This window comes from Ruminococcus sp. YRD2003, from assembly GCA_900109435.1.
In the GTDB taxonomy this organism is placed as follows: domain Bacteria; phylum Bacillota; class Clostridia; order Oscillospirales; family Ruminococcaceae; genus Ruminococcus; species Ruminococcus flavefaciens_G.
In genome coordinates, this window is record FNZT01000003.1 from 526,736 (window position 1) to 553,243 (window position 26,508).

Here is a 26,508-nt window from a genome sequence, read left to right on the forward strand (position 1 = left end):
CGGAACAGAGGGCAAAGGTGCTTACGGCTTCGGCATTTTCTTTCTGATATCGCCGAGACGGTCGAGGGCATTCTCGAGAGTCTCATTCTTTTTCGCATAGTGGAAGCGGATATAGCGGTTCTCGGGCTCCTTGAAGAAGCTCGAACCGGGGACTGCTCCCACTCCGACGTACTCAGCGAGCTTCTCGCAGAAGTCGAGGTCGCTCGCATATCCGAACTCCGATATGTCAAGGAGTATGTAATACGCTCCCTGCGGAACGGTATGCCGGATGCCTATGCTGTCGAGTCCGCGCAGGAAGAGGTCACGCTTCTCGGTATACTTGTCTTGCAGCCACTTGTAGTAATCATCGCCGAATCGCAGCCCTGTGACTGCTGCCTCCTGCAAGGGAGCGGCGGCTCCTACGGTGAGGAAGTCGTGTACCTTTTTGACGGTGTCGATGATGTGCGGCGGAGCAATGACGTAGCCGAGTCTCCACCCTGTTATCGAGTATGTCTTGGACAGCGACGAGCATGAGATAGTCCGCTCCCACATATCGGGAAGGCTCGCGAAGTACACGTGCTCATACGGAGCATAGACGATATGCTCATAGACCTCATCGGTGATGACAAAGGTGTCATATTTTTTTGCGAGGTCGGCGATTATCAGCAGTTCCTCACGCGTGAAGACCTTTCCGCAGGGATTGGAAGGGTTGCAGAGTATCAGCGCCTTTGGATGCTGCTTGAAGGCAGCTTCGAGCACGTCGGCGTCAAAGCTGAATTCGGGCGGATTCAGCGGCACGTATATCGGCTCGGCGCCCGAAAGTATCGTATCAGCGCCGTAGTTCTCGTAAAACGGCGAGAAGACCACCACCTTGTCCCCGGGATTGGTGACTGACATCATTGCCGCCATCATAGCCTCTGTGCTGCCGCAGGTGACGACTATCTCACTGTTTGGGTCGATGCTGCGCCCCATAAGGCGGGACTGCTTCTCGGCGAGCGCTTCGCGGAAGTTCTGAGCTCCCCACGTTATGGAATACTGGTGGAAGTCCTCGCGTGTGACTTCTGCGAGACGGTCGAGAATCTCTCTCGGAGGCTCGAAATCGGGGAACCCCTGCGAGAGGTTGACAGCGCCGTATTTATTGGAAATACGCGTCATACGGCGTATGACGGAATCGGTAAAGGTAGCTGTGCGGTTGGAAAGCTGCGGCATATTTTTTCTCCTTACTATCATAATTAAACGAAGCGGGCGGATAATATCCGCCCCTACGCTTTTTAAATTATACCATTTTTAGATATTGTAGTCAATATTTCTCTCGTCGATAACGCGTTTTGACTTGTGCTCGGAGCGGGTGTTAAGACCGCCGTCGGGATGAACAATGACCTTATCGGGCTTAACGCCGATACGAGCCTTGAGAGCTGCGGAGACCTCAGCAGCTACAGTCGCGTCGTCCTTTGCAACTCCTGCTGCCTTCTCGACCTCAACAGCGTACTTGCTTGTGAAGTCCTTCTCGAAAATGCGGATAAGGTACTCGCCCGTGAGGTCGCTCTGCTCGCGGATAACAGCCTCGATATCGCTCGGGAAAACATTAACAGCGGAAACGATGAACATATCGTCCTTTCTGCCGAGGATGCTAATCCTGCCGTGAGTACGTCCGCAGCGGCACTTTGTAGTGTCAATACGGCCGATATCGCCTGTTTTGAATCTGATGAGCGGACGAGCGTGCTTGCGGAGAGTCGTGAACACGAGCTCACCTGTCTGACCGGGCTCGAGGACTTCTCCCGTATGTATGTCGACTGTCTCGACGAGGATATGGTTCTCGGCGATGTGGAGACCGTCGTGGTATTCGCACTGTGCAGCGCACGCACCGAATATATCGGAGAGACCGTAGAAGTCAAAGACCTCAGCTCCCCAGATCTCCTCGATAGCCTTGCGTGTAGCGTCTATAGAGCCGCCGAGCTCGCCTGCAACGATTATCTTCTTGATGTTGAAGTCCTTCTTCGGGTCGTAACCTGCCTTGAGAGCCTTCTCACCGAGCTGCCATGCGTATGACGGGGAAGTCCAGATGATAGTGGGCTTATAGGTCTTGAGTATGAAGAGAAGTCTCTCGCTCGGGAGAGTACCGCCCCAGATACATAATGCTCCGAGGTTCTGCGCGCCTATTACGTCGGGACCTCCGACATAGAGTGAGAAGTTAAGAGCGTGAACGTAGCGGTCGTTCGGTCTCATTCCTATCTGCCAGAACCAGCGGCTCTCGGTGTCCTGAAACTCGTCGAAGTCCTTCTTGGTGAAGGGGCTCATCGTGGGAACACCTGTCGAACCCGACGAAGTAGAGATGAACACTACATCTTCCTCGGGAACGGCTGCGAGCTCACCGAGGAACGAGCCTACGCCCTGAGTGTCACGCTGAGTTTTCTTGTTGATGAACGGGAACTTCTCGATGTCCTTGAGGGTCTTGATATCCTCGGGCTTAACGCCTGCCTCGTCGAACGAACGCTTATAGTAGGGAGCGTTGTCGTAAGCGAACTTGACGATTTCCTTCAGGTCCTCAAGCTGTCTCTTTTCGAGTTCTTCACGAGGGAGCGTTTCAAGCTCCTCGTCCCAGAATTTACTGTTGATATCTCTGCTCATTGTTTTATCCTCCATATTCATATTTAGTATATCTGTTTGGTATGTTTATATTATACAACTGATAACTGCATTTGTCCAATACCATAGTTCTATGATAGGTTATAGGCTGTTCTTATAACCGAAGGTCTTGTTAATATGCTCCCACTTACGGTCGCGCGACTCGTTTATTATACGTATATCCTCATCCGAAAGATGCTTGAAACGTCCCTGCTTTTTCAGATAGCTCTCCACATCCGTGAACTCCTTGGGCTTGTGATTCAGCGTAAATTCGCCATTTTCATACTCCGCGAGATACCACAGTCCGCAGTCCACGACCTCGCGGGCGATGTTCACGGTCTCATCGGGAGCGATCCCCCAGCCCGTCGGACACGGCGCTATCACATGGATATACTTAGTACCTTTTATCTGTGACGCTTTCTGCACCTTTGCGATGAAGTCCGCGATATATCCCACGCTCGCAGTAGCGGCATAGGGAATATCATGCGCAGCTGCTATCTCGAACATATTCTTTTTCGGGCGAATATTTCCGTGGATATTTGCTCCTGCGGGAGTTGTGGTCGTCTTGGCTCCGAACGGCGTAAGACCGCTCTTCTGTATGCCTGTATTCATATATGCTTCGTTATCATAGCAGATATAGATGATGTTGTCGTTTCGGTCGATAGCGCCCGAAAGAGCCTGTATACCTATGTCTGCGGTACCGCCGTCGCCCGCAAAGCCGACAGCCGTGAAGTCCTTATAGCCCTTTGCGCGGAGACCTGCCTCAACTCCTGTAAGCATGGAAGCAGTTCCTGCAAAGGTCGAGATTATCGAATTATTTGAAAAGCAAAGCTGCGGAAAATTAAACCCGACTGCCGACATACAGCCTGCAGGGAGTACGGATACAGCGTTCTGTCCGAGGACCTTCAGTGCAGCTCTTACTGCAAGACTTCCGCCGCAGCCCGCACAAGCTTTGTGCCCGTAGAAAAACTCCTCGCGGGAGATGCTGTCAGCGACCTTATTAGACATTGTCCTCGCCCCCTATGCCGATGAAATTGACGCCTGTAGCGCCGTTTGCGATGTCTGTGTATATGTTCTCGATGTCCGCAGCAGAGATATTGCGTCCGCCGAGACCGCCAATGTAATTACTGCCATTTACAGCAGCGCCCGCCTTTTTCAGAGCAGAGTTTACGTTCGTGAAAACAGTGCCCTCGTTGCCGAAGCTGATGTCCTTTTCGAGGACTGCGTATGCCTTGGCATTCCGCAGTACATCGGCAATTTCATCATTCGGGAAAGGTCTCATGTAGCGTATGCGGACAACACCCGCCTTTACGCCCTGTCCGCGGAGCTTATCAGCAGTCTCGCGGCAGAGACCCGCAATACTGCCAAGCGTTACGATGATGTAGTCGACGTCGTCGGTGAGGTAATTCTCAGTCAGACCTGTGTACTGCCTGCCGAATGTCCTGGCAAAAGCAGCCTCGGTCTCGGATATGACCTTCCGAGCCGCGAGTACACCTTCTTGCTCCTTGTACTTGAAGATGTAGTTGGTATCGGGTCCCGCCGAAAAAGCCATATTGCGCGGGTTCTCGAAGTCTATGCGGTTGTCGGTCTCATAGGGCGGCAGGAAGCTGTCAGCCTGCTCGCGCGTGGGGATATCCACTGTCTCATATGTATGTGTGAGCACGAAACCGTCCAGATTCGCCATATAAGGCGTGGATACGCGCTTATCCTCGGCTATCCTGTAGCTCATCAGCGCGAGGTCGAGAGCCTCCTGCGCGTTCTCGGCGTAAGCCTGTATCCACCCGCTGTCGAGCTGTGATAGGCTGTCGCGCTGGTCGCCGTAGATATTCCACGGGAGGGCGGTGGAGCGGTCAGCGTTCATCATAACAATTGGGAAGCGTCCGCCCGCGGCATAATAAAGACATTCCGCCATGTAGAGGAGCCCCTGTGACGAGGTCGCCGTAAAGGCTCTCGCACCTGCGGCACTTGCTCCGATTGCGCATGAGAGCGCGGAGTGCTCGGACTCAACGTGTACATATTCTGCGGTGAGGCTGCCGTCCTCGACCATCTCGGAGAGCCGCTCAACGACAATGGTCTGTGGGGTTATCGGGTAAGCCGAAATGACCTGCGGACGCGCGAGGCGTATGCCCTCGGCAAATGCCTCATTGCCTGACAAAAACTTCTTCATTTGCGTTCCGCCTCCATTCCGATTGCGCCTATTTTACATATTTTCGCACATATTCCGCAGCCCTTGCAGAAGTCGTAGTCAATGACCGCCTTGCCGTCCTTTATCGCTATGACGCCATCGGGACAGTATAGGTAGCACTGCTCGCAGCCCACGCACTTTGCGGTGTCGATCACGGGACGGATACTGCGCCAACCGCTGTTGACGGTCGTGAGGTAGCCCGCCTCAAATGACGTATTCTCGGGAACTTCCGTGAATGTGAAGCTCTTTTTCTCTCTGATATGCGGTCTCATTCCGACACCTCCTGCGCGGCTCTGCGAAGCGCAGCGATGTTGCGCTCCTGTATTTTCGTAGGCATATAGCCCTTTATAGCATCGGCGGCGTTGTCAGCGCTTACTGCTCCCGACAAGCCGACGAGAAGTCCGAGCATTACGGTATTTACCGTAGGCAGCTTGTGCTCCGCGGCGATACCCTCGGCGTTGAAGGTGAGCGCACCGTCTATCGCGGACTTTGAGTTGACGACGATACGTCCGCCCTCTCTGAGCAGGCTGCGAAGATTCGGGCTGTAGAGCGTGTCGTCGAGTATGACGATGTAGTCGGCTTTTTCGGTCTGGCTCCTGTCAACTACAGGCTTGGAATCGAGCTTAGTGAAAGCGCGCACGGGAGCTCCGCGGCGCTCAGGACCGAAGGAGGGAAAGGCAAGCGCGTATTTTTCGTCTGCGCCTATGGTATATGCAGCTCCGAGGAGTTTGGCGGCGGTGAATGCTCCCTGTCCGCCTCGTCCGAGCCAAAGTATCTCTATCATATCGGTTCTCCTTGTTATTTGGTATAGGTCAATTAATGTGACGCGCAAATCCCCCATGTTAGCTCCCCGAACGAAATTCGGTGCAATAACAGCCTAAAGCGGTTATTGGGGACACATTAATTATACCCCCGCTTGCCGCGCGTGTCCAATACCATAGTTTTATGGTAAGTTATAGGCGCAGACTATATGTTAAGGTACGCCTTGATCTCTTTGATGTAGATTTCAGCCATTTCGCTGAGAATGACATTTTTCAGCGTAATATAGCCGATCTCCATTATCTCATCGGAGTCATCGTCAAACGGCACAGCGATGTAGTCCGAACCGTTGAGCTCCTCGCAGATTATGCCCGAGCACAGCGTATAGCCGTTCAGACCTATCATCAGATTGAGCATGGTCGCGCGGTCATTGGCTTTGATAGTGCGCTGATATTCGGCTGTGCTGAGCAGTTCCTCCGCGAGGTAGAAGGTACTGTTGTCGCCCTGCTCGAAGGAGAGGCAGGGGTAGTCCGCAAGCTGCGCGAAGGATATCTTCTTTTCCTTTGCGAGCGGGTGTCCTTTCCAGAGATACACATAAGGTCTGCACTTCGTCAGGGAGTGGAACTCCAGTCCGTTCGAGTGCAGCAGCTTCGTTATTGACTTGCGGTTGAAGTCATTGAGGTAGATTATGCCTATCTCACTGCGGAGCGTAGCCACGTCGCTGATGACCTCACCCGTTTTTGTCTCACGGACTGCGAACTCATACTCGGAAGTGTCGAACTTCTTGACCATCTCCACGAAAGCCTTGACCGCAAACGAATAGTGCTGCGTGGACACGCCAAACTTTTTCTTGACATTTCCTTTACCGATGTATTTCTCCGCAAGAACATCAAACTGTCCGACAACCTGACGTGCATACTGCAAGAACTCGGCGCCGTCGTTAGTGAGCGTTACACCTCGTCCGCTGCGGTTGAATATCTTGATACCTATCTCGCGTTCGAGCTCCTGCACTGACGCTGACAGCGAAGGCTGGGAGACGTAGAGCTGCTCGGCTGCTTTGTTCATCGAGCTTGTCTCAGAGATAGCGAGTATGTATTTTAGCTGCTGTAGTGTCATAGGATACCTCTCAATCGTAAAGTCCTGTACTGAAATAGCGGTCTCCGCGGTCGGGGAAGACCGTCACGATGTTGCCCTTTGCACCGCTCTCGATGAGCTTGAGCACCGCTGCCATAGCCGCTCCCGAGGACGAACCCGCGATAATGCCCTCAGTCTTGGCGAGCAGCCGAGCAGTGTTGAAAGCCTCATCATCGTTCATTTTTATAACGCCGTCCACGAGGGACATATCCATTGTCTCTGCGATGAAGTCGTTGCCAATGCCCTCGATATTGTAGTCGGAGTGCTCGCCGCCGCCCATAGTCGAGCCGACAGGGTCTGCGAGAATGCCCTTTGCCGTGGGTACACGCTCCTTGATATAGCGGAGTATGCCCGTGTAAGTGCCGCCGCTGCCAGCCCCCGCGACCACGTAGTCGATATGGCCGTCGAGAGCTTCATATATCTCGCGTCCCGTGGTCTCGTAGTGAGCAAGGGGGTTGCTCTGGTTCTTGAACTGCTCCAGCGAGACAGAATCGGGTATCTGCGCCTTTATCTCCTCAGCCTTTGCGACAGCTCCGAGCATTCCCTGCTCGCGGGGAGTGTTCACTACCTCCGCACCGAGGGCACGCAGAAGAGACTGCTTCTCCGCCGAGAACTTGGTCGGCACGACAAATATGATACGGTAGCCGCGGTTGAGCGCCGCAAAAGCAATGCCAAGTCCAGTATTGCCAGCGGTAGCCTCGACGATAGTGCCGCCATTTTTCAGTACGCCGCGCTTCTCGGCGTCGTTGAGCATATACAGACCTGTGCGGTCTTTGACGCTTCCCGACGGGTTCCAGAGCTCGAGCTTCGCGAACACGTTCACCCCCTCGTACCGAACGATATTTCCGAGCCTTACCAGCGGAGTATTGCCGATAAGAGCCTGCATCGAATCATAGTAGTTCATCACTTTACCTCCGCTTTCTCAATAGCCTGCGCGATGTCTGCGAGTATGTCGTCAATGCTCTCAATGCCCACCGACAGGCGGATAAGTCCGTCCGTGATGCCGACCTTTTTGCGGATATCAGCGGGGATGGACGCATGAGTCATAGTTGCCGGGTGGCATACGAGGGACTCCACGCCGCCGAGGCTCTCCGCGAGCGAGACAAGCTCCAGACTCTCGAAGAAACGACGGATATCATAGTTCTCGCGGAGCTCGAAGGAGATCATCGCACCGCCGTTCTTAGCCTGTCTGCGATTGACCTCATAGCCCTGACTGCTTTCGAGCCCGGGGTAGTAAACTTTCCTGACAGCCTTATTCGCGGCAAGGAACTCCGCAGCTCTTTCCGCATTCTCAACGTGCCTGTCCATGCGCACCGCGAGCGTCTTGATACCGCGGATAAGCAGAAACGAATCGAAAGGACCGAGAACTCCGCCCGTCGAATTCTGAATAAAAGCTATCTGCTCCGCGAGCTCCTTTGTGCTGACAACAGCCAGCCCCGCAACGACGTCGCTGTGACCGCCGAGGTACTTGGTGGCGCTGTAAACGACGATATCCGCACCGAGCCCGAGGGGCTTCTGCAAATAAGGGGTCATGAACGTGTTATCCACTATCACGAGCAAACCGTGCTTGTGCGAGACCTCCGCGACAGCCTTTATATCCGTGACTGTCATCAGCGGATTAGCGGGACTCTCGATTATGACAGCCTTCACGTCGTCAGTTATCTGCGACTCGTAGACAGCAGTGTCGGTCGTGTCGGCAATGGTGTAGGTAAAGCCAAAGTGGTCGAAGACTTTACTCAGCAGGCGGAACGTTCCGCCGTAAACATTGCTCGATATGAGGACGCGGTCGCCGCTGTGGAGGAGACTGAGCACCGCTGTGAGAGCTGCCATGCCCGACCCGAACGCAAAGCCCGCATAACCTCCGTCCAAGTCCCTGATAAGAGCTTCAAGAGCCTCGCGAGTGGGATTGCCTGTGCGGGAATATTCATATCCGCGCATTTTCCCGAACCCGTCCTGCTTGTAGGTAGAGGTCTGATATATAGGGATATTCACAGCGCCGGTGCGCTCGTCGATGGAAATTCCGCCGTGTATAAGTGCTGTTTCTGTGTTTGTATAGTTACTCATATTAATTCTCCTTTGTCTATTGTGGGACGCCGTCCCCTACAGGTTGTTTCTGTAGGGGCGAGTTCCGCTCGCCCGTTCGTTTTGGGGTTATTGCGGGCGCACGGAATGCGCCCCTACATCTGAGTTCTGAGCTCTTTATTCGTAATCATAGCCTGCGGTGTATGAAGCCGAAATAAGGCTCACATTTTCAAATGCTCTCATGCCGTCGGCTCTGCCGCTGAAATACTCTCTCTGGACCTTTTCGGGCGGCATATAGGTATCTATCTGGAAGCCGAGCGAGTACAGCGCACGCGAAACCTCGTTGTAATCGAAGCCACCGCGCATCACCTCACCGAGCTGCTCGGTTATACTTGCGAGGCGGGCAACCCTCTGCGGGAAATCGCCTGTCTTTATCGGGTAATCGAACACCACCCTGCTCCCGAGCGACGAGAGTTCAGCCATCTGCCGCAGCGTATCGGTGAACACGTCGAGGGTTAGGTAATACGACACTCCGAGAATGCTGAAAAATGTCTTTTTTGTCGGGTCAAATCCCGCCGCGAGCAATTTGTCGCACATTCGCTCCTTCTCGAAGTCAACAGGGACGAAATGTACATTTCCGCGGATATTCCACTCAAGCTCGCGAATCTTTTCGAGCTTGTATCGCTGGGTATCGGGGTGGTCTATCTCAAAGACCTCGATATCGTCATTTGTGTTGCGAAACGAGAATGTGTCCGAGCCTGCGCCGCAGATGACGTACTGTATCTTCCCGTTTTCGGCTGCGAAATCCGCGAGCCTTACCTCGTTGAAGTGTATTCGCGAGAGCGGTATCGGAGCAAAATACTCATTTATCATCAGCTCTGTCTCCTCGCGGGAGAGCTGCTCCGAGCCGTCAAGTCCGCTGCTTATGAGCTCGTAAATGCTGTCGTATTCCTCCTTGCCCATAAAGTCGTAAGCAAGGTAGTCGTCGAATATCTTCTCGCGCGACCTGTTTGAATGCCATGCTCTCACATAGGCGCATATCTTAGCTGTTACGCTTTCTCTTTCATTGACCATAGAAACTGATTCCTTCCATAAAAAAATGCGCAGAACGGCAACGCGCTCCACGCATGAAAGATAACTCGGTGACGTTTAAGAGAAGTCGCAACATCGCTGAGCACAAGCACGCAGAACACGTATCATCTTCATATTGCACATACAACAACATATGAAATCAGCTCTCATGTTCAGCACTTCCTTTCTTAATCACTGTATTCCTATCGGAACTGTATGTATTATAGCATTTCCCTATTGAAATGTCAATAGCCTACAGCTATATTCAGCAATAGTTATAGAAATCTCCTATAAAGAAGATAGAGTTTGTAAAAATAGGCAAAAGCCGCAAAAAAGCCGAGGAATCTGTCCCCTGAAAAAGCAAAAAAGCCAAAGAGCGATATTACGTTCTTTGGCTTCGCTTATATATTTGTACCATTGTTGACCTCCGTTTAAACTTGTAAGGCACCCGCGCTATCTCTTCCACCTCAGCAGATGTGACTGCAATTTGTTGAACAGGAAAGTCACGGCGATGACAACAAAGCCAATGACGAGAAGTCCTGTAATAGTGCGTGTATAGTCACCGAAGTCGGAGTAGTATTTTACATAGTAGCCCATTCCGTCGCGGGCGCCTATCATCTCCGCAGATGTGAGGAGAATGAACGAAACGCTGAGTCCCTGATTGCAGCCGAGGAATATCTGCTGCAAGGAAGCGGGCAGGATAACTCTGAACAGCATTTCAGGTTTGCTGACGTTGAGCACTTTGGCGGAATCAATTATTTTCTTGTCTACGCCGAGCACGCCGCTCATCGTGCCTGCAAATACGGGCCAGAACGTAGCGAGGAAAATAACGAAAACCGATACCGACTTGAAAGTCGGTAGAAGAGCGATACCGTAGGGGATATAAACTATCGGAGGTATCGAGCTGAAAAACTTGGTTATGTAAGTAGCGGCACTGCCTATCCTTGCGCTCCAACCTATGAAAAGTCCGAGCGGGACAGCCGCGATGACCGCGATGAGGAAGCCCTTTATCGTAGTACCGAGAGAGCTCTCGATATTTATGAATATCTGCTCCTTGTCCTCAACGAACTGGTGTATTACCTTGCCAGGAGCGGGGAAGAGCAGATCGTTAAGGATATTGAACTTCGCCGTAGCGAGCGACCACACACCGAGCAGAACAAAAATAAAGCCTGAGATGTCAGCAATGAGCTTTATCCCCTCCTCCTTTTTTATGAAGGAGGAAGCAGCGAGAACGATCACTTCAGCTACGACCGCGAAAGCGACAAGCGAGCCTGTGAACACGTCCTTTGTGGATTTATCAGGCATCAGCTGTATCAGCATCAGAGCTATGAACAGCAGGTGCGTCACGCGGAGGTAGCGTTTCCCGAAAGTCATAGTACCACCTCATCTCCGCCGATACGCTCAGCAATATCAGTATTCAGCAGGGAGAGGAGCTTGTTGCGGAATCTTCCGTACTCCTCCGTCCTGACGAGGTCAGCACGGCTGCGAGGACGCTCGAACGGGACATTTACTACCTCATTCACAGTACCCGGGTGAGCAGTCAGTACAACTATCTTATCAGAAAGGAGAATAGCCTCGTCTATATCGTGAGTTACGAAAACGACGGTCTTGCGCTCCTCAGAGCCGTCCCCCTCCCAAAGTGAGAGAAGGAGTTCCTGAAGGATAACGCGGTTCTTCGGGTCAATAGCACTGAACGGTTCGTCCATGAGGAGTATCTCCGTATCCATTGCGAGAGCCCTTGCGATAGCGGCGCGCTGCTGCATACCGCCAGAAAGCTGCGAGGGATACTTGCTCCCCGAGTCCGCAAGTCCCACCTTTGTAAGGAATTCGTCGGCTATCTTAGCACGCTCGCTGCGCTTCAGACCGTGGCGTGTCTGCTTGATACCGAATTCGATATTTTTCTTCGTTGTCATCCACGGGAACAGCGAGTAGTGCTGGAATACCACTCCCCGCTCGGAACCCGTACCATGCAGCTCTCTGCCGTCTATCTGTACCGAACCGCCCGCAGGGGCATAAAGCCCCTCAAGCACGCTCAGGAGTGTCGACTTGCCGCAGCCGCTCGCGCCGATAACGCTCACGAACTCACCTCTGCCCACACCGAAGGAAACGTCGTGCAGGGCGTTGAAGCTGCGCTTGTTGTCGACATAGTTGACGGTGAGATCCTTTATCTCGATCTTATTCGTAGTCATCAAAATGCTCCTTTAATGAATCGTATATGTCATCGGAACCCTCAGCGATAATGCTGTCGAGTGCCTTCTTGTAGATATCCGTGTTGTAGTGCGGCTCAAGGTCGAAATCCTCAGTGTATCCGAGTTCAACGATAGTCTCCTTGAGCGTAGCAGTACCCTTCTTGTCAGGGTCGGGGCTCGACACGCTGTAGCCGCCGTAAACTTCAGTATCAATGAAATCCTCTTCGATGTCGATGTACTTCTTGACGTCCTTTACAGTCTTGTCGTGGTCAGTCTGAGTGAAGTGGTACGCCTTGATGAATGCGCGCTCGAGAGCGGTAAATGTATTGGGTGAGCTGCTGAGCGCCGAAGTCTTAGCGACCTGACGGCAGCAGGGCTGATTCTCGAGAGCCGCCTCGTGAGCGCAGTAGTAAACTACCTTGTAGCCCTGTGACTTAGCAAGCGAGGTATAAGGCGAGTAAGCCGAAGCGGCGTCGATGTTCTTGTTTAGGAGAGCCGCATAAGCGTCCTTCTGGCTGTCGAAGTAGACGATATTCACCTTGTCCTCACCCTCGCCTATCTCTATGCCTGCGTTACGGAGAAGTATCTGGAGCTCGGCGTCCTGAACGCTGTTCTTGACCGAAGCGACGTTTCTGCCTTTGAGCACCTCGACGCCTGCCTCGTCCTTGTCAGTGAATTCAGGCTTGATGACATAGCCGTGACCGTTTGTCATCGCTCCACCGAAAACGGAAATCTCGTGACCCTGGCTTGCGAATGTGAGAGTCGGCACCGAACCGATGAACGCAACATCGAGCTTGTCGGATTCAAGACCGTTTACGAGCTCGGAGGCACTGGAGAACTGCGTGAGCACAACGTTGAGCCCCTCCTCCTTGAAGTAACCTTCCTCGGCAGCTACGAACGCGAGCAGATGCGCCGTAGAGTTGAGATAGCCGATGTTGATGTCAGTTTTTTCGAGCTTTCCGAGAGCAGCCTCAGCGCTGTCTCCGCAGCAGTCGGCGGGCTCTGAGCAGCAGTCCTTTTCCTTATCCGCGCAGCAGTCCTTGGTATCGTCCGTGGGGCTCTGCGCGTAGGTAGCAACACTGTCGCTCTGGTCAGACTCGGAATTATTGAATGCGCCGCATCCCGTAAGGAGCGGGAGCGCAGCGAGTACAACAAATATCTTTTTATTATTCATTTTTATCAAACCTTTCATTAAATCAAGCATAATTATTTATTCAGCGGACGGACAGCATACATCACATTCGCTCCGAATATTTGATTTGTCTCTGCTTGTTCATCATCATCACTCCTGTGTTTTTCTATGTGTTAATCATACCATACCCATAGGTATTTGTCCAATACGAAAGGATTATCGACACATATAGATACAAGCTATATGCGAATACAAAAAAAGCCGCTGTTTACCTAGTCGTAAACAGCGGCTCACTGTAGTCAGTGACTATTATTCCTCGGGTTCTTTTATCTCGCCGACTATCGGTACAGGGTCGATACCCTGACGGGTATAGTAGTCCGACAGCGCCGAGCGAACTGCCTGCTCTGCGAGCACGGAGCAGTGTACCTTCACGGCGGGAAGCCCGTCGAGCGCCTCCACTACCGCCTTATTTGTGAGCTTGAGAGCATCGTCTATGGACTTGCCCTTGATGAGCTCTGTAGCCATAGATGACGTAGCTACAGCCGCACCGCAGCCGAAAGTCTTGAACTTGGCGTCCGTGATTATATCGTTGTCTATCTTGAGGTACATCTTCATGATGTCGCCGCACTTGGCATTGCCTATCTCGCCGACGCCGTCCGCGTCCTCTATCTCACCGACATTTCTCGGATTTGAAAAATGGTCGAGCACCTTTTCACTGTATAACATAATAAATCTCCTTTATTCGTACTTTTCGCCTTTCATCATTTTCTCCCACACGGGCGACATCTCACGCAGTCTCCCGACGACCTTGGGAACGACCTCGAGGATATAGTCCACATCCGCCTCGGTGATATTCTCCTCAATGGAGAGCCTCATAGAACCGTGCGCGACCTCGTGCTTCAGTCCGAGCGCGAGCAGGACGTGTGACGGGTCGAGCGAGCCCGATGTGCAAGCCGAACCCGAAGAGGCGCATATGCCGTTCATATCGAGCATAAGGAGGAGTGATTCACCCTCAATACCCTCGATAGAGATGTTGAGATTTCCCGCGAGGCGCTTGTCCCTGTCGCCGTTGAGACGGGTATAGGGCAGCTTCAGAATGCCGTCGATGAGCTTGTTGCGTAGCGGGGTTATCTTCGCATTTTTCTCGGCGATATTGCGGGTCGCGGACTCTATCGCAACTCCGAGCCCGACTATAGCAGGAACATTCTCCGTACCCGCACGTCTGCCGCGTTCCTGCCCGCCGCCGTGTATGAGATTCGGCAGAGCGATCCCCTTGCGGACATACAGCACACCGATACCCTTCTGTGCGTGTATCTTGTGACCCGAGAGCGACAGCATATCTATCCCCTGTCTGTGGACATCTATATCGACATGACCGACAGCCTGCACCGCGTCCGTATGGAACAGCACGCCCTTTTCGCGGCATATCGCGGCTATCTCATCTATCGGCTGGATAGTGCCTATCTCATTGTTTGCGTACATTATCGTCACGAGTGCCGTATCCTCACGGATAGCCTTGCGTATGTCCTCGGGGTCAATGATACCCTTGTCGTTTATCGGTACATAAGTCACCTCAAAGCCTTGCTTTTCGAGGTACTGTGTCGTATGGAGCACAGCGTGGTGCTCGAATACGGACGTGATGATGTGCTTTTTTCCCTTCTTCGCCATGAGCTCGGCAGTGCCCTTGATAGCCCAGTTGTCAGCCTCAGAGCCGCAGCTTGTGAAGAATATCTCGCGCGGGTCAGCGCCGAGAGCCTTAGCGACCTTGTCACGAGCGTCCTCGACAGCACGCTGAGCATCACGCCCGAGCTTGTAGATGCTCGAAGCGTTGCCATAGCCTTCGCGGAAATACGGCAGCATAGCCGCGAGGACTTCCTCGGAAACAGCCGTCGTAGCCGCATTATCGGCATATATGAATCTTTTCTCCATTGGTAGAGCCTCCAAATACATATTAAATAGATAATTCCTATCAACTTTGTATATTATACCATAAAAAAAACGCGAAAGCTGAATTGTTAACCCGAGGAAACTAAAATCAGCTTCCGCACTTCTCGTACAAAAAAAGCAGGACACCCTCAGATGTCCTGCCGAAAACCATTTTTACTTGGAGATAAGTTCAAGAGTATCTCTTGCGATGAGGAGCTCCTCATTTGTAGGAACGATCCAAACCTCGATCTTTGAATCGGGAGTGGAAAGCTTTGTGAGCTTGCCTCTTACGGAGCGGTTGAGCTCCTTGTCTATCTTGATGCCGAAGTAGTCCATATCTGTGCATACACCCTCACGGACTTCCCATGAATTCTCGCCGATACCGCCTGTGAAGAGGATAGCGTCGAGACCGTTCATAGCAGCAGCGTAAGAGCCGATGTACTTCTTTATCTCATAAACGAGCATATCGGAAACGAGCTGAGCTCTCTTGTTGCCTTCATTTGCAGCAGACTGAACATCGCGGTTGTCGGAGCCGACGCCCGATACACCGAGGAAGCCAGACTTCTTGTTCATGTACTCGCTCATCTCCGAGGGAGTGAAACCGTGCTTGTCCGCAACAAAAGTAACAGCGGAGGGGTCAACAGCACCTGTACGGGTACCCATAACAACGCCGTCGAGAGGAGTGAAGCCCATTGATGTATCAACCGACTTTCCGCCGTCAACAGCAGTGATTGAGGAGCCGTTGCCGAGGTGGCATGAAACTATCTTGAGGTCCTCAACGTTCTTGCCCATTGCCTTAGCGAGAGCCTTGGAAACGAAGCGGTGAGATGTACCGTGGAAGCCGTACTTTCTTACGTGGTAATTCTCGTAGTCCTCGTAGGGAAGACCGAACATAAAAGCCTTGGGGGGCATCGTCTGGTGGAAGGCAGTATCGAAAACAACTACCTGAGGAACATTTGCGGGGATAACGCTCTTGCAGGCACGGAGCGCGAGAGCGTGAGCGTGGTTGTGTACGGGAGCAAGCTCGCGGAGCTCGTCTATCTTGTCGATGACCTCGTCGGTAACGAGCACGGACTTGTCGAACACGTCAGCGCCCTGTACTATACGGTGACCGACAGCAGATATCTCGTCCATGCTGTCGATTACCTTAGCATCGCTATTTGTGAGCGCCTCAACGAGCTTCATAAAAGCCTCGGTATGAGTGGGGAAAGCGCAGTCCTCGTCGAGAGTTCTGCCGTCAGCAGCCTTGTGAGCGATATGACCGTCGATGCCGATACGGTCGCAGTTGCCCTTAGCGAGTACGCTCTCATCGTCCATATTGATGAGCTGGTACTTGAGTGAAGAGCTTCCTGCGTTAACAACTAAGATTATCATAATGCAGATTCCTTTCAGAAAAATATTTTGCGTATGATATTATACCACAATTTAACAGACAATGCAACAGTAAACAAGTTATATTTATGTTTTAACTAACCGAAACTATTTGTAGGGGCGCATTCCGTGCGCCCGCGAGCTTATCTCAAAACCTGCGGGCGAGCGGAACTCGCCCCTACATCGTTATCCGATTACTTAAAGAGCGAAAAGCCCTTTTTCTCGTAAGGCTCCGACTCCGCCGAGAGCACCTTATAGCCGTCCGCCTCGATAGCCGCCTTGAGCTTTTCTGCGTCGAGAGGCTGGTCGGAGATTATCTCCGAAGTCCCCTTCTTGTGCGAGGAAGTGACCTTTTTCACGTCGAAGCCGTTGCGAACCGTGTCGTTGACGTGCGCCTCGCAGTGTCCGCACATCATACCTTCTATTTTAAGCGTAGTTTTTACCATGCTATGCACCTCCTGTTATTATTGTATAACAGATCTGCTTTTTTGTCAAGACTGTGTATGGGCAGATATCACCTGCCCGCGATCAGGCAATGTATCTACGGGAGGTCGAGGACGCCGTTCCTACAGAGCAGGCGTCCCCGACAGCCCTTTATTCTGTTTTGAGAAATTCTTGGATAGAGTCCGTGCCGCCCGTGGAAACGTAAGCGTAATAGGACAATATCGCAGAGGCATCCTTGGAGTCGATCTTGCTGTCCTTATTCACGTCAGCCGCGCTCTTCACATCTTCGGAAAGCGCAGATTCGTCTCCCGTAGAGAGCTTCGCGTACTCGACGAGCACGAAAGAAGAATCCTTGGCGTCAATTTTGCCGTCGCCCGTGGGGTCGCCGAAAGATATTTTTGCAGGAGCTTCGTCTATCGCTTCAAATGCGAATCCGTAATTCTCGGCATACTCCTGAGCTGTTGAGCCCGAATACCCGTGTATGACTGTAGTCTCCTTAACACCGAGGGTAGTTTCGTCGTCGTATATATCGCATTCGGGATTATTGATCGTTACAGAAGTCAGCGAAGTGCATTTCTCAAACGCACACCTGCTTATATCCGTTACTGAAGCAGGGATATCCACACTTTCAAGAGAATTGTTTTCTGAAAAAGCAAAAGCCCCGATACTTTCGAGAGATCTCGACATCTTTACATTTTTAAGATTCGGCATTTTCATAAAGGAGAGAAAGCCGATCTCAACGACAGAATCAGGCATGATAACGCTCTCGAAGGGGTAGCGGAGGAAAACATCGCTTCCGATTATTTCTACATTGTCGGGAACGACATACTCAGCAGGAAGATCGGCAGTAGGCAGAGCACAGATAGTTTTCATATCCTTACTGTACAATACGCCGCCGACCGCACAATATACCGTGTTGTTCTCGTCAACAATGAATTCTTCGAGGTTATCCGTACCGTAAAATGTTCCGCTGTTATACAGATCTGTAACCGAAGCAGGCACATAGATAGATGTAAGCCCGGGCTGATTTGTGAAAGCGAGCGCCCATGTAAACGTTACAGACAATCCGTTTACAGTTTCGGGAATAGAATAAGTGCCCTTGAAGTTGTCGGGAATATCCATAAGCTCAGCATGGTCTTCATACAGCGCAAATTTCGAGCCGTCAACAACAACTTCCTCGTAATCCCCTGCATTCGCCGTAATACAGCCGCTCGGCAGATATGACGCCACAGCAGCGTTTGCTCCGCACACGATACCTAAAGCAAGTACCGCTGCCATAATTTTTCTCATTTTCATCTTAATACCTCCTCAGGTTTTATACGACAATTATACCATTGATCTCTCAAAAAAGCAATACCTTATCATAAGGTATCCTCAGCCCACTCGCGGATACGCTCTTTCATTCCCGCGATATCAAGAATACCGTACGCAAAGCCCTTTCTCACGAGCTCGGGCAGAACATATTGGTCGTACTTCTCGAACATCGGCACCTCGTTCGGATAGACGAGTGAGAGCGGGTCGAACTCGACCTGTGCCTCCTCGGCGAGCACACGGAAGAACTCCTCGGGCTGCACCTTCATCGTGAACTGGATATAGTACGGGCGAGCGGAGTCCATGCCGCGCAGTCCGAGCCTGTCGGCACAGCGGAGCTTCAGAAAGCGCTCCATAGCGAAGAAAGCGTACGTTCCCAGCCACGGGAAAAGCGCCCACATATTGCCGCCGAGGCAGATGAGCGGAGTCTCTGTCATGCCCGAATTGCGTGCGGACAGCCTCCCCTGTTCGAGGCGAAGCACAGCATTCTTCATCAGGTAGGGGTAGCTCCTGTCCTCGCGAAGCACCTGCCGCATACGCAGCAGTATCTTCGTGTTGATGTCGCCGGGGCAGTCGCCGAAATACGCGGGAACTTTGCCCTTGATCTTCTCGCAGTAAACGAGCCTGCGCTTGTGGTCTATCTCCTCGACGAGCCATACGTGTCCCGCTATCGCGAGCTTTTCACCCACGGGCGGAGGACTTACGACTGTACCGAGCTCCTGCGAATCCCAGCGGACGGTGTACTCCTCGTTCTCCTGAAATACCGCATAGAACTTGAAACTGTTTATCACGCGCTCGCCCGCGAGCCCGACTATGAGCCCGCCCTCTTCGGTGCGCTGGATATGCTCCGTTTCAAGCAGGTGTCGGAGCAGCACACGGAAGTCGTCCTGCGATATTCGGTGGAAATATTTCAGTGACAGCACCCGCGAGGCGAGCTGTGCGGGGGTGAGCTCACCGTTCGAGGCAAGGGTGCTCATGGTCTGGTGGTAGAGCAGAGAAAACGGCAGTCTGTCGAGCTTTGGCGGCTCAACCCAGCGCTCCTCGACATAGACCTGCACGAGCGCTATCCCCTGCAAAAGCTTCCACGGCACAGTCTCGGGGAGCATCGAACGCGGCTCTGGGAGCTCCTCGCGTATGACGAACCACATTTCAGGCGGAAGGTCGCGCCTGCCCGTTCGTCCCATTCTTTGCAGGAACGACGATACTGTGAACGGCGCGTCCACCTGAAAAGCACGCTCGAGCCTGCCGATGTCGATACCGAGTTCAAGGGTCGCGGTGGTACACGTTGTCATAAAGACGTCGTCGTCCTTCATGGCAGCCTCGGCGGTCTCGCGGTAGGCAGCGGAGAGGTTGCCGTGGTGTATCAGGAAGCGGTCGGGCTCGTGATTTGCTTCGCAGTAGGAGCGGAGAGTCGTCGTGACAGCCTCGCACTCCTCGCGCGAATTGACGAATACAAGGCACTTTTTGCCACGCGTATGCTCAAAGATGTACCCCATACCCGCATCGGCGTGCTCGGGTGCGGAGTCCGTCTTTTCGTCGAGCACAGGCAGAGCCGCGACGTCTGTGCTGCTCTCAGGCTGATTCTGCTGCGAGATGTAGAAATGCTCCATCGAGAGCCGCCATTTCGTCCCCTTCGCCTCTATCCGCGGGATAACGGTGCCGCGGTCAGTTCCCGACGAGAGAAATTCGCCCGTTGCTTCGAGGTCGCCTATCGTCGCGGATAGTCCTATCCTGCGCGGCTTGACTCCCGCGAGCTTCGACAGCCTCTCGATAAGGCAGAGGGTCTGACCTCCGCGGTCTCCGCGCATGAGGGAGTGTACCTCGTCGATGACGACGAAGCGCAAATCGCCGAAAAGCTTTGGTATCAGCGCGTGCTTGCGAAGCAGCATGGCTTCGAGGGATTCGGGCGTTATCTGCAATATGCCCGAAGGATGTTTCAGCATCTTCGCCTTGTGTGACTGCGCCGCATCGCCGTGCCAGTGCCATACGGGGATATCAGCCTCCTCGCAGAGCTCGGTCAGGCGTGTGAACTGGTCGTTTATCAGTGCCTTGAGAGGTCCGATGTACAGCGCTCCCACCGAGCGTGGCATATCCTCCGAAAAAAGCGTAAGTATGGGGAAAAAGGCAGCTTCGGTCTTGCCAGAGGCGGTCGAGGCGGAAAGCAGCACATTCTCGTCAGTGTTGAATATCGCCTCCCCCGCGGCTGCCTGTATCGCGCGGAGAGACTGCCAGTTGTTTCGGTAGATAAAGTCCTGTACAAACGGCGCATAACGGTCAAATACGTCCATAGCTCCCCCTTATATCTCAAACTCCGCAAACTCGTCCTCCGTGCTCTCCCGTGAGGTCGATGACGGCATATTCTCGGACATGATGAACTCACTGATGTTGATGTGCGGGTTCTGATAAACGATGTCGAGGAGCTCGATGAAATCACGTATTACCTCTCTCGGAGTGATGTGGCTGCCTGCACCGATACGCCCGAATTCGAGCTTGATGAATGCGACCATGTCCTCCTGTGTTATGACGCGCTCGTAGCCGAAAAGTCCCGCATGGATATCGGCGAGCTTCTCTGTCAGCACAAGCATCTCCTCATAGGTCAGCGGCGTGAGATGAATAACAGGCGCAAGCATATCCTTCACGCCCTCTCTGCCGAATCTGCCCTCCGCGAGACGCGAACGCAGCGCCTCATAGCTGTATACACCGCGGCGTGTATCCTCGATGCACTGCGGAGTCCCGCCCATGATTATGCCGAGGTGCTTCGCCTTGCCCTGAAGAGTGTCGTTGTACATCGTGAGAATCTTCTCGTAGTTGTACTGGCGGGTTATCGCGTTCGGAATCTTGTAGATGTTGACGAGCTCGTCTATCAGTACAAGCAGACCGCCGTAGCCCGCTCTCGTCAGGAAAGCTGCGAACAGCTTGATGTACTCGTACCAGTCGTCGTCCGTGATGATGATGTTCACGCCGAGGTCGTTCTTCGCCTCAGTCTTGGTGTTGTACTCGCCGCGGAACCACTTCACGACCTTCGCCTTGCTTTCATCGTCGCCCGCCGCATAGGAGCGGTAGTATATCGTCAGCAGTTTCGCGAAATCAAATCCGTGTACCATCTCGTTCAGCGCGGAAATGACCTCGTATATCTTCTTTTCCACCGCCTTCGAGAACTCTGTAGAATCGGTCGCAAGACCTGTATCCGCCGCAGTCTCGCTCTGCACCGAGCTTATCCAGCGGTCGAGTATGAGCGTGAGAGCTCCGCCGTCGGGACGAGTTTTCGTCGACATATTGCGTATGAGCTCCTTGTACGTGGCAAGTCCCTGCCCCTTTGTGCCCTGTAATCTGCGCTCGGGCGAGAGGTCGGCGTCGACTACGACGAAGCCCCTGTCCATGACATGAGCACGTATCGTTTGCAGGAGGAAGCTCTTGCCGCTTCCGTACTTGCCGACTATGAAGCGGAACGAGGCTCCGCCGTCAGCGATGATGTCCACATCGTGCAGAAGAGCGTCTATCTCGACCTCTCTGCCGACTGTGATGTACGGCAGTCCTATGCGCGGAACAACGCCGCCTTTGAGCGAATTTATGACCGCGGAGGCAATGCGCTTCGGTACCGCGGGTCTGTTATTATCAGGCATGATATGCCCCCCTTATACGTAATTTCCGAGCTCGTCGGCGTAGTCTTCAATGACTTCGGGAATATCCGATGAGCAGTCTATGACAGTGTCTGCAAAAGCATCGAACAGCTTGTCGTTTATGCTGTCAGCAAGCAGAGACGGCATACTGCCGAACTCCTTCGCTGCTGCTGACCAGTCTCCGCCTTCAAGAAGCGCTCGCAGGAAGCACCTCTCTGCACCGTTGAGCGGTGAGCCCGACAACGATTCGGGCTCGGGCTCGGATATCGTCTCGGGTGCGCTGATCTCTGTCTCCTCCTCAACTATGAGCTTGTCGCGGGTGACGTCCGCTGCGGCTCTTATCCCCGCAAGCTTTGAGAGGTCTATCTCTATCCTCATTGCCTTTTCACGGCGCTTTTCCTCGTCCATTGAGTCAAGCTCGCGCTTTATCAGATCGGCTGCCGTCTTTGACACCTCCGCAGGTCGGAGCTTGTAGCGGAATTCGCTTCGTTCGCGCATGAGATAGTCGATCATCTTCATAAGCTCGCCAAGCTTCTGATTGCGCATTCTGCTCCCGTAGTAGCGATAGCACCGCCAAATCCCGCTGCGGCAAGTGTAGGTGTGTATCGGCGAGAGCTCGAAGTCGAATGTACGCGGAGCGTTCCTCTCGTAGAATACCGCAGACTCAAAAAGGCGGCAGGTCATTTCTGTAGGGTGTCCGAAGAAGTTCTCGCAGAGCGGTTTCTTTCTGTGATCGCGGAAGAAGTCAGACATACTGCGGAATACCCGAACAGCCGCAGCTCTGAACTCCGATGCGTTTGCGATGTAGTAGCGCGACTGCTCAAACGGGTAGCCCGAGAGATGATCCAGCGCACGGAACAGCTCTTCGTCGGAGCTCTCCTGCCAGTTCAGAAGCTTCAACAGCGCCCTGTCGAACATGATATCGGGCACATCGGCGATAAGCTGCGGGTCGAGCTGCTCATATACACACAAGTCGACTGTCCAGCGCCTGAGCAGCTTTTTAAGCTCCGCATCGGTCTCTCCGTATTCGGCTGTCAGCCGCTTCAGCAGCTCCAAGCGCTCTTTAGGAGCCTCGGTTCCTATTGCGTTTATAAGCTCATAGGCACGTATGTACACGAAGGGTATCGGCGCGGACGGATACTCCCCTCTCCGCAGACGCGACCTCCATGAGAAATACCCTCGGAGCTGCTCGTTATCGAGGTCGCGGTAGGTCGGATAGTACTTCACGAAATCAGCCGTGTATTCGTAAACGTCGGTGTAGTCCTCCATGAACCTGCCCTGAGTATAAAACAGCCAAGCCGACGTCTTCCAGTAAGCCTCTGGTGTATAGGCGAGTGCTTTCATGTCCTTTATCTTCTGCGGTGTTTCGGGAGTTTTTATCTGTGAGGCGCGTTTGATTATCGGTTGGTCGGTGTAGACCTTATCGCGGAAGGCACGGCTCCCAAGCAGCTTTTCATCATGCAGCACAGAATCAAGTATGTCTTTCACGTCCGACATTTTCACGCCTCCTTTTCAGTATCGTTACCCTTTATTATACCACATTATACAGATAATAGCAAGCCGTGCGGGAAAAATCCTTGACAAAATCGGGCATTTGTTGTATAATTGCTTTGTTGATAAATGAAGATACAGGCGGACCGAAGTCCGCCTTTGTACTTGTACGGAGGTACTATGAAGGATAAGGATAAAAACAGCTCCGCCGCCCGCGAGGACGATAAGCTCCACATCTCAAAAAGCGTCTTCCAGACCTCGAAGGAGATGCAGGAGAAAGCTGACGAAGAAGCCCGCCTCAAACGCGAAGAGGCACAGCGGAAATACATGGAGCGCCGAAAAAAAGCTGCCGAAGAACACGACAGGCGTCTCGAGCAGGAGCGTCTTGAGCTGCTCAAACTGAAATCAGGTGTGATAGACGAGAGCGAGACCGTTCAAGAGGAGGAGCCCGAAGAGGTCAAGCGGTCACTGCTGCAAAGATTCAGCAGCTTCCTGTACCTCAACAAGTGGTGGCTCGGTATCGCTTGTGTGCTCGTGTTCATAGGGGGGCTGCTCGTGTATGACCTTGCTTCAAAGCCGCGTCCTGATATGATAGTCCTGATGATAGGCATGAATCAGGAGCTCGGCGAACAATCGGAGCTCGAAGACTACCTCTCGCGTTTCACTCCTGACAATAATAATAACGGTAAACAGTTCGCCTCATTGTACTATATCCCCTACACAGGCGTAGAAAAGGAGGACTTCATCAACAGCGTGCCGCAGAAACTCACCGCCGAATTGCAGAATTCGGATTCAGTCATCATCATCGGCAACAAAAATCTCGGCGGCGTTATCAATCTCGAAGATACACTCGTTGACCTGTCGGAGCTGTACCCAGATAATCCGCACGTTGACAAGTACAAGTTCATGCTCGCGGATACCGATTTCGCTGAAAAGGTCGGCGTGGACAAGTCAGACATCAGCAGCGACTGGTTCATCGCTATACGCAAGCCGCAGGAGCTCATATACTCAAAAAAGGAAAAAATGCAGGAGACCTACGATAAGGACTTCGCTGCATTTGACGCCATAATCCAAGACCTGAGCGAGTAAACGAAAAGGACGTCAAGCCGTGCGGCTTTGACGTCATTTTCGTTTATTCGGTCTTGGTGTCCTTCTTGCCTGCCTTCTTCGGCAGCTTCGACTTTATCGCTTCAAACTGAACTTTCAGCGGCTTCGGATTAGCTATCTTCAGCTTTGGGAAGGCGTGCTCCAGTCGTCTGCCGACACGGCTGCGCTGTGAGGCGAGTTCCTTATACTTCGCGCGAAGCTCCTCTGCGCGTTTGCGAAGCTGTACCGTCTTATCGTTGATGTCGCCGCTCTTGTCGTGTATCGCATCAACACCAACGAAAAGCTTCCTGCCCGTTTTGTCCGATATCTTGCGCATTTCCAGAGATATATTCTCCAGCAGGCGCAAACGCCGCTTGATGTGCATGATCCCCATTACCGTGATGACGAGGTCGCTCGTGAAGCCGACGTATATCACCGCCATCACGACGATCCCTGCGGTGAACGGTATGAGGTCGACAAGCCTCTCTATCGTGGGATGTATGAGACGTACCGTGACAAGGCACGCCACTCCCCACAGGAGCGAGAATTTCATGCAGATGTAGCCCTTTACGTTGAATCTTTCATTGGAGTAGTCCCACCAGTGCTGGTGGAATATCTTCTCGAGGACGTAGCCCGTAACAAGCTCCAGCGAAGAGGTCAGCACAACCGAGCCGATGTACAACAGTATCACCGTTTCTCGAAGCGGATAGAGAGCGAGAGTGACGATTATCACTCCCACGCCGTATATCGGACAGTAAGGTCCGCCAAGAAAGCCGCGGTTGATGAACGTGCCGTGTTCGACAGCCTGATACGTCACCTCAAGACACCAACCTAGAAACGCATATATCACGAAGAACCACAGCAGCTGGTAAACTGAGTAAACGATAATTACTCCCCCTTAGAAGCCCAGCTCTTCGCCTACGATTATGACCTTGATGCGTCCCTTGTGACGCTGCTGTGCGGATATGAGATAGTTGCAGCAGATGCGTCCGTCGCCGCCGCAGCCGTCGCTGATTCGGTGGTCAGACTTCTTCAGCGATATGCACTCGCCCGTCTTTGCACAGGGAGTATCACAATCAAGGCGCAGGCAGTTCGGAGGAGCTGCTTCGTTCTTTACGCGAACCTCAGCCTCAGTGAGATCACGGACTATTTTGTTGTATCCTGCGATAACGATGACGGAATCAGGTCCGTAAGCAATAGCAGCTATGCGGTTGCTGTTTCCATCGACATTATAGAGCACACCGTCCTCGGTGACAGCATTGGTGCTCGTGATGTAGACGTCAGCGGAAAAAGCTGCCCTGTAGACCGCCTTGATCTCCTCGGGAGTAGTCGCCTTCGAGCGGTCGATATAGTTGTATCTGCCCGAATTGAGAACCGAAGGTATCCCGCACTCCTTCATCGACTCGCTGCCGCCGTGGGTAACGGTGCAGCCCTCGGGCATAAGCTTCTCTACAAGCGGACAGACATCGGCTGCTGTAGGTACATAGTAGAACTCCATATTGTTCTTTTTCAGATTCTCTCCAACCTTGTTTATACGTTTTTCTATTATCTTTTTCTTATTATCATTCATGGTTACTCTCCTGCTCAAAACTATGCGGAGCCATATGGCTCCGCATTTTTGATATTACTTGTTAATCGTTGTCAGGCTCAAGAAGAGCGTAGTTGCCGTCGTCACGCTTGTATACGACGTTGATAACACCTGTGTCCGCATTCAGGAACATGAAGAACTCGTGGCTCAGCAGGTTCATCTGGAGGATAGCCTCCTCTACATTCATCGGACGGAGCTTGAACTTCTTGTCCTTGATTATCTCGTAGTCGGTTATCTCCTCTACGGGCTCGGTGAAAGCCTCCTTGAAGGCTGTATCCTTCAGCTTCTTTTCGACCCTCGTCTTGTTCTTGCGTATCTGACGGATTATCTTGTCAATCGCGTCGTCAAGAGCGACTGCCTTATCCTCGGCAGAACGCTCGGCGCGGTAGATCATACTGTTGTATTTCACTGTAAGCTCAAGAACTATCTTGTTCTTTATCTCTGACATTACGATCTTTGCGTCTGCCTCATCTCCGAAGAATTTTCCGAGTCTCTGTGCTATCCTTGTTTCGGCGTGTTCTGTGAAGTTCTGTGGAATCTGCATTTTCTTAGCTGTTATGGTTGTTTTCATAGAG

The 26,508-nt window shown here is 52.6% G+C and carries 25 protein-coding genes; 1 reads left to right on the plus strand and 24 read right to left on the minus strand.

What is annotated here, in order from left to right:
- Positions 1-21: 21 nt before the first annotated feature.
- The 21 genes from BMX22_RS02430 to BMX22_RS02530 form a co-directional block, all read right to left on the minus strand.
- Complete coding sequence (locus BMX22_RS02430) at positions 22-1,188, minus strand: pyridoxal phosphate-dependent aminotransferase (RefSeq protein ID WP_074740336.1); 1,167 nt, start codon at positions 1,186-1,188, stop codon at positions 22-24.
- A 78-nt stretch (positions 1,189-1,266) separates the two neighbouring features.
- Positions 1,267-2,607 carry a phenylacetate--CoA ligase family protein gene (locus BMX22_RS02435; RefSeq protein ID WP_074740337.1) on the minus strand — a complete coding sequence of 447 codons (1,341 nt, stop codon included), beginning with the start codon at positions 2,605-2,607 and terminating at the stop codon, positions 1,267-1,269.
- Between the two features lie 99 nt (positions 2,608-2,706).
- Complete coding sequence (locus tag BMX22_RS02440; protein ID WP_074740338.1) at positions 2,707-3,612, minus strand: thiamine pyrophosphate-dependent enzyme; 906 nt, start codon at positions 3,610-3,612, stop codon at positions 2,707-2,709.
- Positions 3,605-4,771, minus strand: coding sequence for a transketolase C-terminal domain-containing protein (locus BMX22_RS02445; RefSeq protein ID WP_074740339.1), 1,167 nt, complete (start codon positions 4,769-4,771; stop codon positions 3,605-3,607). Before BMX22_RS02445 ends, BMX22_RS02440 begins: the two co-directional genes overlap by 8 nt.
- On the minus strand, positions 4,768-5,061 hold the full coding sequence (locus BMX22_RS02450; protein WP_074740340.1) for a 4Fe-4S binding protein: 294 nt from the start codon (positions 5,059-5,061) through the stop codon (positions 4,768-4,770). Before BMX22_RS02450 ends, BMX22_RS02445 begins: the two co-directional genes overlap by 4 nt.
- A complete protein-coding gene (locus BMX22_RS02455) occupies positions 5,058-5,573 on the minus strand; it encodes a 2-oxoacid:acceptor oxidoreductase family protein (RefSeq protein ID WP_074740341.1) in 516 nt (171 codons plus the stop codon). The genes BMX22_RS02450 and BMX22_RS02455 overlap by 4 nt, the downstream gene beginning before the upstream one ends.
- Positions 5,574-5,755: 182 nt before the next feature.
- Positions 5,756-6,664, minus strand: a complete 909-nt coding sequence (locus BMX22_RS02460) for a LysR family transcriptional regulator (protein WP_074740342.1) — start codon at positions 6,662-6,664, stop codon at positions 5,756-5,758.
- A gap of 10 nt (positions 6,665-6,674) precedes the next feature.
- A complete protein-coding gene (locus tag BMX22_RS02465) occupies positions 6,675-7,586 on the minus strand; it encodes a PLP-dependent cysteine synthase family protein (protein ID WP_074740343.1) in 912 nt (303 codons plus the stop codon).
- Positions 7,586-8,746 (minus strand): trans-sulfuration enzyme family protein, encoded by a 1,161-nt coding sequence (locus BMX22_RS02470; protein ID WP_074740344.1) that lies wholly within the window; start codon positions 8,744-8,746, stop codon positions 7,586-7,588. The genes BMX22_RS02465 and BMX22_RS02470 overlap by 1 nt, the downstream gene beginning before the upstream one ends.
- Positions 8,747-8,881: 135 nt before the next feature.
- Positions 8,882-9,778, minus strand: coding sequence for a class I SAM-dependent methyltransferase (locus tag BMX22_RS02475; protein WP_074740345.1), 897 nt, complete (start codon positions 9,776-9,778; stop codon positions 8,882-8,884).
- Between the two features lie 450 nt (positions 9,779-10,228).
- The gene (locus BMX22_RS02480) at positions 10,229-11,149 is read right to left on the minus strand and encodes an ABC transporter permease (protein ID WP_074740346.1); all 921 of its coding nucleotides are present in this window, start codon (positions 11,147-11,149) and stop codon (positions 10,229-10,231) included.
- Entirely contained in the window at positions 11,146-11,964 is an 819-nt protein-coding gene (locus BMX22_RS02485) for an ABC transporter ATP-binding protein (RefSeq protein WP_074740347.1), read from the minus strand. Before BMX22_RS02485 ends, BMX22_RS02480 begins: the two co-directional genes overlap by 4 nt.
- Positions 11,951-13,138: an ABC transporter substrate-binding protein gene (locus tag BMX22_RS02490; RefSeq protein ID WP_074740348.1), complete on the minus strand. Its 1,188-nt coding sequence runs from the start codon at positions 13,136-13,138 to the stop codon at positions 11,951-11,953. Before BMX22_RS02490 ends, BMX22_RS02485 begins: the two co-directional genes overlap by 14 nt.
- 267 nt (positions 13,139-13,405) lie before the next feature.
- On the minus strand, positions 13,406-13,822 hold the full coding sequence (gene nifU, locus BMX22_RS02495) for a Fe-S cluster assembly scaffold protein NifU (protein WP_074740349.1): 417 nt from the start codon (positions 13,820-13,822) through the stop codon (positions 13,406-13,408).
- 12 nt (positions 13,823-13,834) lie between these two features.
- Positions 13,835-15,025, minus strand: coding sequence for a cysteine desulfurase NifS (gene nifS / locus BMX22_RS02500; RefSeq protein WP_074740350.1), 1,191 nt, complete (start codon positions 15,023-15,025; stop codon positions 13,835-13,837).
- A 171-nt stretch (positions 15,026-15,196) separates the two neighbouring features.
- The gene (locus BMX22_RS02505; RefSeq protein WP_074740351.1) at positions 15,197-16,396 is read right to left on the minus strand and encodes an acetate/propionate family kinase; all 1,200 of its coding nucleotides are present in this window, start codon (positions 16,394-16,396) and stop codon (positions 15,197-15,199) included.
- Between the two features lie 191 nt (positions 16,397-16,587).
- The gene (locus BMX22_RS02510; protein WP_074740352.1) at positions 16,588-16,839 is read right to left on the minus strand and encodes a heavy-metal-associated domain-containing protein; all 252 of its coding nucleotides are present in this window, start codon (positions 16,837-16,839) and stop codon (positions 16,588-16,590) included.
- Positions 16,840-16,987: 148 nt separating this feature from the next.
- Positions 16,988-18,133: a leucine-rich repeat protein gene (locus tag BMX22_RS02515; RefSeq protein ID WP_074740353.1), complete on the minus strand. Its 1,146-nt coding sequence runs from the start codon at positions 18,131-18,133 to the stop codon at positions 16,988-16,990.
- Positions 18,134-18,198: 65 nt separating this feature from the next.
- On the minus strand, positions 18,199-20,436 hold the full coding sequence (locus BMX22_RS02520) for a DEAD/DEAH box helicase (RefSeq protein WP_074740354.1): 2,238 nt from the start codon (positions 20,434-20,436) through the stop codon (positions 18,199-18,201).
- Positions 20,437-20,445: 9 nt separating this feature from the next.
- Positions 20,446-21,771 carry an ATP-binding protein gene (locus tag BMX22_RS02525; protein WP_074740355.1) on the minus strand — a complete coding sequence of 442 codons (1,326 nt, stop codon included), beginning with the start codon at positions 21,769-21,771 and terminating at the stop codon, positions 20,446-20,448.
- 12 nt (positions 21,772-21,783) lie between these two features.
- A complete protein-coding gene (locus tag BMX22_RS02530) occupies positions 21,784-23,265 on the minus strand; it encodes a TerB N-terminal domain-containing protein (RefSeq protein WP_074740356.1) in 1,482 nt (493 codons plus the stop codon).
- A gap of 174 nt (positions 23,266-23,439) precedes the next feature.
- Between BMX22_RS02530 and BMX22_RS02535 the strand changes: the two genes are divergently transcribed.
- Positions 23,440-24,348, plus strand: a complete 909-nt coding sequence (locus tag BMX22_RS02535) for a hypothetical protein (RefSeq protein WP_074740357.1) — start codon at positions 23,440-23,442, stop codon at positions 24,346-24,348.
- A gap of 43 nt (positions 24,349-24,391) precedes the next feature.
- On the opposite strand, the gene BMX22_RS02540 is transcribed toward BMX22_RS02535, so the two are convergent.
- From BMX22_RS02540 to hpf, 3 genes are all read right to left on the minus strand, one after another.
- Entirely contained in the window at positions 24,392-25,195 is an 804-nt protein-coding gene (locus tag BMX22_RS02540) for a putative ABC transporter permease (RefSeq protein WP_074740358.1), read from the minus strand.
- 48 nt (positions 25,196-25,243) lie between these two features.
- Positions 25,244-25,915 (minus strand): lactate utilization protein, encoded by a 672-nt coding sequence (locus BMX22_RS02545; protein ID WP_074740359.1) that lies wholly within the window; start codon positions 25,913-25,915, stop codon positions 25,244-25,246.
- Positions 25,916-25,976: 61 nt separating this feature from the next.
- Positions 25,977-26,504 carry a ribosome hibernation-promoting factor, HPF/YfiA family gene (gene hpf / locus BMX22_RS02550; protein ID WP_074740360.1) on the minus strand — a complete coding sequence of 176 codons (528 nt, stop codon included), beginning with the start codon at positions 26,502-26,504 and terminating at the stop codon, positions 25,977-25,979.
- Between the last annotated feature and the right edge of the window lie 4 nt (positions 26,505-26,508).